Below are 9,322 nucleotides of genomic sequence, written 5' to 3' on the forward strand. Positions count from 1 at the left end.
TTGGAACTTATCACAATCGACCGCAGGGCAGCGAGCGCCGGAATAAATCGACACAGCGCGGAACTTTGTCCACGACCGCGCTGTCTTTTTCACCAGGTCCCAAACGCAATCAGGAGGGTCTCATGCTTGGCTGGTTCAATAGGTTCGGCGCGCTGGCGGCGTTGATCGTAATCAGCAGCCTGATTTGCCTCGGCGCGTACGTCGAGCAGGGCCAGGCCGAGCCGATCTCCCAGCAACGGATCCTGCCTCCCGAGCCGGTAAATTTCTGCGACGCATCGCAGATAGTCGAGAACGCCCTGGAGGGCATAAAGGTCGACGCCGGAATTAAGCTCGGTCCGCTGCAGGTCTATCCCCTGCGCAAGCGCTCGTTGAATCAGGCCCGCGACGTGATCAGCATGGACCAGGCTCTGGAAAAAGGCTGGCTGCAGATCGCCGAATATCAAGGCGGCAACGTCTCGACACTCGAGGTGAGCAACACCGGGCCCAAACGCGTGCTGCTGATGGCCGGCGAGGTCGTGGTCGGCGGACGCCAGAACCGCATCATCCGGCAGGACACGCTGGTACCGCCCAAGACGTCCGCCCTGGCGGTTCCGGTCTACTGCGGCGAACAGCAGCGCTGGACCTACGGCGAGAAACAGGACTTCGGCTCGGGCGGCTGGGTGGCCAACCCCAGTACGCGCAAGGCCGTGGTCGGCAAGCTCAGCCAGTCCGAGGTCTGGACCGACATCGACCGCAACCTGCAGGATCAAAGCGCGGCCGCGCCATCGCGCAGCGTGCAGGAGCTCACCGGCCTGGAGGCCAACGCCAAGCTGATCGAGCACTACGATCGTTTCATCGAACCCAAGCTGCCCGCGGGCACCGTGGGCGTGGCCGTGTCGTATCGCGGTAAACTGATCGGCCTCGACGTTTTCGGCTCGCCCGAGCTGTGCCGCGCGCTGGTCTCCAAAATCATGCGCGGCTACATCTGCCAGGGTTGGCAGGACCAGCGGCCCAAGGCGGTTGCCCAACGCGAGATCGTCAAATTGCTCGAGATGATCCCCGACGCCGCGTTCAACTTCCAGCCCACTACGGGCGAAGGTTGCTCCGCGACCTTTGCCGTGGCCGGGATGGACGGCGAGCTGCTGGTAAACAACAACGGCCTGGTCCACATCGCGACCCTGGATTAAAGCAAATGACGAACAGAGCCCTCAGCCCGTATTTTCCCATTGCGTTGATCGCGGGACTGGCTCTGTGCCTGCTGCTCGCGCCCGGCGCGGCCCAGGCCACGGGCCTGCTGCTGCCCAAGGACGAATCCCTGCCGCCGCTGGCGATCCAGAGCCACCGCGTGGCGATCAAGATCTCCTCGGGCGTGGCCACCACCGCCGTGGACCAGGTGTTCCACAACAGCACCAACCGCGACCTCGAGGCGGTTTTCGTCTTTCCCCTGCCCCGCGGCGCGGCGATCGACGAGTTCGCGCTGTACATCAACGGCAAACGCGTGGTCGGCGAGGTGCTCTCGGCCGACAAGGCGCGCAGCACCTACGAAAGCATCGTGCGCCGGATGCGCGACCCGGGCCTGCTGGAGTACGTGGACGGCCAGGTGTTCCGCGCCAGCATTTACCCGGTGCCCGCGCGCGGCGACCAGCGCGTGCAGTTGGTCTTCTCCCAGACGCTGGACTACGACAACGGCGTCTACTCCTACGTCTATCCCCTGCGCACCGGCGAACGCGCTTCGACCACCCTGGGCGACTTCACCATCGAAGCGCGGATCAAGTCCGACGTACCGCTGCGTAGCGTCTACTCGCCGACACACGACGTGGAGATCGAGCGCCAAGGCGAGCAGAGCGCCACGGTCGGCATCGAGACCAACGCAGCCGCGCTCGACCGCGATTTCCGCTTGCTCTACACGGTATCGGACAGCGACGTTGGCCTGAGCATGGTGCCGTACCGCACAGGCGGCGACGACGGCTACTTCCTGATGATGATCACTCCGCGCGCCGAGCTTGAGCCGGACCAGGCGCTGCCCAAGGACGTGCTGTTCGTCTTCGACACCTCGGGCTCAATGTCCGGCGACAAGCTGCTGCACGCCAAGCAGGCGGCGCGCTTCTTCATCGACTCGCTGGGCGAGGGCGACCGCTTCGGCCTGATCAGCTTCTCGACCACCGTGCGCCCCTGGCGCGACCAACTGGTCGAGGCTACCGCGCAGAACAGGGCCGCTGCCCACGAGCAGATCGAATCGCTCAAGGCGCGCGGCGGCACCGCGATTCACGAGGCGCTGCTCGAAGCTTTCGAGCTGCTGGGCGACGGCGGCAACGACGGCCGGCCGCGGATGCTGGTCTTCCTCACCGACGGGCTGCCCACGGTGGGCGTGACCGACATCGAACGCATCGTCGAGGATGCAGGCAAGGCCAACTCAGGCGACGCGCGGCTGTTTTGCTTCGGCGTGGGCCAAAACGTCAACGTGCATTTGCTCGACATCGCCAGCGAACGCAACGGCGGAGTCTCGGAATACGTGCGCGGCGACGAGGAGCTGGAGCTCAAGCTCAGCTCGTTCTTCTCCAAAATCAGCCTGCCGGTTATGAGCGGGCTCGAGCTGGAGTTCAAGGGAATCGACGTTCTCGAGCTTTATCCGCCGACGCTGCCCGACCTGTTCGCCGGCTCCCAGGTCTTGGTCTACGGACGATACGCCTCGGCGGGCGATGGCGCGCTGATCCTCAGCGGCAACCTGCTGGGCGAGAAACAGCGAATCGTGCACGACGTCTCGATGCCCAAGGTCGAGGGCGACAACCGCTTCGTCGCCAACCTCTGGGCCAACCGCAAGGTCGGCTATCTGCTCGACCAGGTACGGCTGCACGGCGAGAAGCCCGAGCTGGTGGACGAGATCGTGCGCCTGGGCCGCGACTACGGAATCGTCACGCCCTACACCAGCTATCTGGTGGTCCAGGACGAATCTGCGCCGCCCGCCCCGGTCTTCGGCGGCGGCGCCATTGACGGACTCGACCTGGGCGGCCTGACCAAATCAGGCGACGTCGATCGTCCGCAGTTCGGACGCCTGCACGGCGAGGGCGAAGAAAGCTCCGTGCGAAACGCGCCGAGCACCGAGCAATCCGGAGCCGACGCGGTGCGCAGCTCGGTGGCCAGCCGCGAACGGCGCGAGTCAACGCAGCTGGCGGACGACGCCGAGGCGGACGTGCGTTACGTAAGCGGCCGCGCGTTCTTCTACGTGGACGGCGCGTACGTGGACGAACAGTGCCGCCAAGGCGAACGCGTGATTGAGGTGCCCTACGCATCACGGGCCTACTTCAACCTGCTCGAGGCTGCGCCGGAGTTCCGCGACTACATGATGCTCGCCCAAACCATGAAGTTTTCGGCGGGCGATGGACTGACAATTTTCATCTGCCAAAACGGCGATGCCCAACGCTCTGTGGAGGATTGGCGCAAGCTGCTCGGTAGATGATCGACCGCCACGATTGGTTGCGAGCCTTGTCGTGTGCGGAGTTCTTTCAAGCCTCCTTTTCCTCCTGGCCCCGGGGGTCGCCACCCCCGCCCCCGGGGTCACCCTTCCCTCCTTATCCCAGTGATAAGCGAGTGTATCCCCGGGGGGTGGTCCCCTCTTCTCATCCGTTGAATTACTGTTAAAATTGCCCAGACGCCCGCTCGCACTTCATTGACCGATGATCAAGGAGGCAAGGGTAAGATGCACAAGCTCGTGTTACTGCGGCACGGCCAGAGCACTTGGAACCAGGAAAACCGTTTCACCGGCTGGACCGACGTTGATCTGAGCGACCAGGGCCGGGTCGAGGCCCTGGAGGCAGGACGGTTGCTGGGCGAAGGCGGCTATGACTTCGACATCGCCTACACCTCGGTGCTCAAGCGCGCGATCCGCACGCTATGGATCGTCCTGGATGAAATGGACATGATGTGGTTGCCCGTTGAGCGGCATTGGCGACTCAACGAGCGGCACTACGGCGCGCTGCAAGGGCTGAACAAGGCCCAGACCGCGGCCGAGCACGGCGACGACCAGGTGCTGATCTGGCGGCGTTCCTACGACATCCAACCCCCGGCGCTGGCCGCTGACGATTCGCGCTACCCGGGCCGCGACCCGCGCTACGCATTGCTGAGCGCCGACGAGCTGCCGCTGACCGAGTGCCTCAAGGATACTGTCGAACGCTTTGTGCCCTATTGGCTTGAGACCATCGCGCCGCGGATCAAGGCCGGCGGCCGGGTGCTGATCGCGGCCCACGGCAACAGCCTGCGCGCCCTGGTCAAGCACCTCGACGGCATCCCGGACAGCGAGATCGTCGGGCTGAATATCCCCACGGGCGTGCCGCTGGTCTACGAACTCGACGACGAGCTGCGGCCGCTGCAACATTACTATCTGGGCGATCAGGAGAAGATCAAACAGGCGATGCAGGCCGTGGCCAACCAGGGCAAGGCCAAGTAGCTGACGTTGATCAACGGTCCTCGCCCTTTGACGAACGATTTCCAACGTTCGTTGTGACGGTGTACCGATGAGCCTGAGCGAGATCGAAATCAGCCAGGTGGTGCAACAGCTCGAGCCGCTGCTGCCCGGCGCGACGATCCAGCGCACGCTGCAACCCCAGCCGCACTCGTTCGTACTGCACTGTCGCGGCCGGGGCGAAACCATCGAGCTGCTGTGCGACCTCTCGTCCCAGGGCTGTCGCCTGCACCGCACCTGGCGCAAATTCACCGCGCCGCCCGAGCCGCCGCGCTTCGACCGATTGCTGCGCAAACATTTGCGTGGCGCACGGATCGTGTCGATATCCAAGCGGACCGACGATCGCGCGGTGCGCATCGAGCTGATGCGGATGACCGACGATGGTCCGCAACCGCGCACGCTGCTGCTCGAGCTGTTCGGCAAGAGCGCCAACGCCTTTGTGCTCGGGCCCGATGATCTGTTGCTCGACAGCCTGTTCCCGGCCAAGGCCCGGGCGCGCGGCCTGGAGCCCGGCGGCCGCTATCTGCCGCCCACGACAGCGGGTCCTGCCGTAAAACAGCGGCCCAGCCGCATCGGGCCGGACCAGTCCGACCCCAGCCGCGTGCTCGACGAACTGTACGCGGACCTGTTGCAACGCCGAACAATCGACCTGGCGCGCAACGCCGTGCACCGGCGTATCCAACGTCAGCTCAAGCGTACCAGCGCCTGGCTGGCCGACCTGCAAATCAAGCTCGAGGGCGCATCCCGGGCCGACGAGCTGCAGCGCGAGGCGGAGACGCTCTCGACCTATCGACACGAACTGCGCCGCGGCTTAACGCAGATCGAGCTGCCCGACCCATGGTCCGAGCACGACGGCAGGCTGCTGATCAAACTACGGCCGGAACTCGACCCTCAGACCAACATCGACCGCGCATTCGACCGTGTGCGCAGACTGCGCGCCGCAGCCACCAGGCTCGGCGCGGACATCGAACGCGCAACGCAATACATCGAGCATCTCCAACGCGGTCTGACGCAGCTCGATACGATCCAGGATGTGCAGGAAGTCGAGGCCATCGCCGCACAACTCGAACAATGCGGCGCCCTTGCGCCCGAACGTCGCGGCCGCAAACGCCAGGTATCGGCCGGACCGCGCAGTTTTATCAGCCGCGACGGCCTGGAGATTTTAGTCGGCCGCAACGACCGCGAGAACGACGAACTGACCTTCCGCGTGGCCCGGGGCAACGACTATTGGCTGCACACCCGCGACGCTCCGAGCAGCCACGTAATCGTGCGCCTCGAACGTGGCCGCGATTTGCCCGGCGAGACATTGATCGATGCCGCCACCCTGACGCTGCACTACAGCAGGCTCAAGGGCGCTGATTCAGCCGAGGTGATCTACGCCCGAGCCAAGCACGTACGCAAGCCGCGCGGCGCGGCGCCGGGCAAAGTCTCGGTGACCGCCGAGCGCTCGCTGCTGGTGCGCCTGGAACCCGAACGGCTCCAGCGGCTGCTCTCCTCGCGGCGCGCCCTGGACTAATCGCTTGCAAACGGCCAAAAATCGAGTCACTTTAACTGGAAAGAAAGTATCGGTTGCCGACCGCTCTGGTGCTTAGCCGCAGCGTTCGTTAACCACAGCGGGAGCCCAGATGAGCCAGAATGATTCCAAGAAACGTACGGCGTTGGGCACGATCCTCTACGAATCGAAGATCATCAAGAACAAGGATATCGAGCGCGCGCTGACAGAGCAGCGCGAGTGCGGCTGCCTGTTCGGCGAGGCCCTGTTAAAGCTCGGCTTGGTCACCCAAGAGGACGTGGGCTGGGGCCTGGCCAACCAGATGAACCTGCCGTTCATCCGCCTGACCAGCGCCCAGGTCGACCCGGCGGCCGTAGCCACGGTCCCCGAGGCGCTGGCCCGCAAGCACAACGCACTGCCCTTCCTGCTGCTCGAGGACGAGCTGACGTTGATCGTGGCCGATCCCACCGACCGGCTGGTCGTTGAGGAGATCGGCGAGACCACCGGCCGTCGGATCAATATCGGCATCGGCCTCGAGGACGAGATCAAGCGCCTGCTCGATCAGGTCTACGGCACGGCCGGCGTGCACAACGGCTTCGATGTCTCCTCCGAGTTGTGGTCCCCCGAGGAGCTCGACGAGCTGTTGCGCGACGGCTCGGGACGCGCGTTCCTCGCCTCGCTGTTGGTCAAGGCCGAGCAGGCCAACGCGACCAGCGTCCACCTGGTGCCCGAGCTCCAGGGCACGCGCGTGCGCTTCCGCATCAACGGACAGGTCCAGGACGTGGCCAAGCTCTCGGTGGCCTGGGCCACGGTGTCGATCGCGCGAATGCGCTCCCTGGCAGGCTTGCACAACGGCGACCGTTTCGCCGAGGGCCGGTTGGAGCTCGATTCGGTCGACATCAACCTGCACTTTCACCTCAACCTACTCTCGACGCCGCACGGCATGGCCGCCACGCTGATCAACCTCTCTCCGGGACGCTTCCCCAAACAGATCTCGGAGTTCGACCTGCCGCGCGCCGAGGCCCGGCAGCTCAAGGTGCTTTCCCAAAGCAGACGCGGCCTGCTGCTGGTCACCGGCCCGGACACCCTGGATAAGTATCGCCTGCTGAACTTGCTGGCCCGCACGCGGGTGCGCGACAACGAGATGGCGCTGGCAGTGGGCCGTTTCCCGCTCACGCCGCCCGAGCAGTTTCTGTTGATCGGACCCGAACAGGACGAGGAGCGCAGCATCGAGTCGACGCTGCGCGCGGTGCTCGACCAGGGACCCGACCTGCTTTTGATCGACAACCTCTCCGACCAGGACAGCCTGCAGATCTGCCTGCACGCTGCGCTGTCCGGCCGCACGCTGCTCTCCTCGCTGTGCTTCCCCGATGCTGCGAGCTGCCTGGAATACCTGTCGGAGGTCGCCGAATCCAATGTGTTGTTGGGCACTGCGCTGACCGGCATAGTCTCGATCGCCAACGTTGGCACGGCTGACCCCGAGCACGACAAACCGGTTTCCGAGGCCGCTGCCAAGCGCCTGCTCGGCCTGGATTCGCTGCCCAAGGGGGCCAAGGTGCTCAAGCGCTCCAGGGCGCGGCCTTCCAGCGCGTCGGGTCGGATCGTGCTCGAGGTGCTGCAGATCGATAAACCGCTGGCCGATGCGCTCAAGGTCGGCATCTCGGGAAGGGAGCTGACAACGATGCTCGAACAGCTCAAGCACGAGGGCCTGCGCGACAAAGTGCGCGCGTTGGTGCTGGCCGGCGAAGCGCCGATCGACGAATTCGAAGTCCTCTCGGTGATCTGATCATGGCGAAGATCGACAAGTTGCTCGGTTATATGCCCACATTCAAGGCCAGCGATCTGCATCTCTCGCCCGGCGAGCCGCCGATCTACCGCGTGCACGGCGACATCCGGCGCGCCCAGGACGAGACGCTGACCTCGGCGACGATCCACGAGATGCTGATCGAAATCATGGACGATCGGCGTCGCGAAATTTTCGAGCGCACGCACGACCTGGACATGATCTACAGCATCGAACAGCTCGCTCGTTTCCGCGTCAACGTGCTGCTGCAGGAGCGCGGGGTCTCGGCGGTGTTCCGCATGATCAACAACGAGATCCTCACCGCCGAGCAGCTCAGCCTGCCGCAGGCCGTGGTCCGACTCTCGGGGCTCAAGCGCGGGTTGGTGGTGGTCACCGGTCCCACCGGCTCGGGCAAGAGCACCACGCTGGCGGCGATCATCAACGAGATCAACAGCGAGCGCCAACTGCACGTGCTGACGATCGAGGACCCGATCGAGTACGTCCATCAGAACAAGAAGTGTCTGGTCACCCAACGCCAGGTCGAGGACCACACCCTGGGCTTCCCCCAGGCGCTGCGCGCCGCCCTGCGCGAGGATCCGGACGTGATCCTTGTCGGCGAGATGCGCGACGTGGAGACGATCCGCCTGGCGATCACCGCGGCTGAGACCGGACATCTGGTGCTTGGCACGCTGCACACCGCCTCGGCGGCCAAGACCGTGGACCGCATCATCGACGTCTTTCCCGAGAACGACAAGGAGATGATCCGCATGATGCTCTCCGAGTCGCTCAAAGGGGTGCTGGCTCAGGTGCTGCTCAAACGGATCGACGGCAAGGGGCGCGTGGCGGCCTTCGAGGTCCTGCTGGGCTCGACCGCGCTGTCCAACCTGATCCGCGAGAGCAAGACTTACCAGATCGCCTCGCTGATCCAGACTTCGCGCTCCCAGGGAATGCAGCTGCTCGACCAGTCGCTGCTCGACCTGGTCAAGCGCAAGATCGTCGCGCCCGAGGAGGCCTACGATTACGCCACGGACAAGCGGGCCTTCGGCAACATCTAGGCTGGATCGTTGACGATGCTCCTACTGCGTAGCAGGTGGAGAGAAAATGGCAACCAAACTGACGGTTGACGAGGTTCTGGCGCGCCTCGAGCGCGGCTCGTTGGGCGCGAACATCACCGCCGAACGCGAGTTCGAACAATCCGCGGGCGACTTCGCACCCTACCCGGATTGGACCCATCCCAAGCTGCGCGAGGTGTTGCAGCAACGTGGGTTCCAGCGGCTCTACGAGCATCAGGCGCTGGCCGCCGAGCTGGCGCGCCAGCGCAAAGACGTGGTGATCGTCACGCCCACCGCCTCGGGCAAGACCCTGTGCTACAACCTGCCGGTGCTCACCGCGATCCTCGAACAGCCCGAGACACGCGCGCTCTACCTCTTCCCGACCAAGGCGCTGAGCCAGGACCAGATGCACGAGGTGCACTCGCTGATCGCCGCCATCGGCGCGCCGATCAAGACCTTCACCTACGACGGCGATACGCCCGACGACGCGCGACGCGCGATCCGCTCCCAGGGGCACATCGTGGTCAGCAACCCGGACATGCTGCACGCCGGCGTGC

General features: G+C 64.8%; 7 protein-coding genes. All 7 read left to right on the forward strand.

What is annotated here, in order from left to right; all coding sequences use genetic code 11:
* Positions 1–122 precede the first annotated feature (122 nt).
* Complete coding sequence (locus tag P9M14_10040) at positions 123–1,166, forward strand: hypothetical protein (GenBank protein MDP8256080.1); 1,044 nt, start codon at positions 123–125, stop codon at positions 1,164–1,166.
* Between the two features lie 5 nt (positions 1,167–1,171).
* On the forward strand, positions 1,172–3,436 hold the full coding sequence (locus P9M14_10045) for a VIT domain-containing protein (protein MDP8256081.1): 2,265 nt from the start codon (positions 1,172–1,174) through the stop codon (positions 3,434–3,436).
* Positions 3,437–3,676: 240 nt separating this feature from the next.
* Positions 3,677–4,423: a 2,3-diphosphoglycerate-dependent phosphoglycerate mutase gene (gene gpmA, locus P9M14_10050; protein MDP8256082.1), complete on the forward strand. Its 747-nt coding sequence runs from the start codon at positions 3,677–3,679 to the stop codon at positions 4,421–4,423.
* A 67-nt stretch (positions 4,424–4,490) separates the two neighbouring features.
* Positions 4,491–5,954: an NFACT family protein gene (locus tag P9M14_10055; GenBank protein ID MDP8256083.1), complete on the forward strand. Its 1,464-nt coding sequence runs from the start codon at positions 4,491–4,493 to the stop codon at positions 5,952–5,954.
* 109 nt (positions 5,955–6,063) lie between these two features.
* The gene (locus tag P9M14_10060) at positions 6,064–7,716 is read left to right on the forward strand and encodes an ATPase, T2SS/T4P/T4SS family (GenBank protein ID MDP8256084.1); all 1,653 of its coding nucleotides are present in this window, start codon (positions 6,064–6,066) and stop codon (positions 7,714–7,716) included.
* 2 nt (positions 7,717–7,718) lie between these two features.
* On the forward strand, positions 7,719–8,768 hold the full coding sequence (locus tag P9M14_10065) for a type IV pilus twitching motility protein PilT (GenBank protein MDP8256085.1): 1,050 nt from the start codon (positions 7,719–7,721) through the stop codon (positions 8,766–8,768).
* 46 nt (positions 8,769–8,814) lie between these two features.
* Positions 8,815–9,322, forward strand: a 508-nt coding sequence (locus P9M14_10070; GenBank protein MDP8256086.1) for a DEAD/DEAH box helicase, incomplete at its 3' end; no start/stop codon positions are given.

Source organism: Candidatus Alcyoniella australis, assembly GCA_030765605.1.
Classification (GTDB): Bacteria; Lernaellota; Lernaellaia; order JAVCCG01; family Alcyoniellaceae; genus Alcyoniella; species Alcyoniella australis.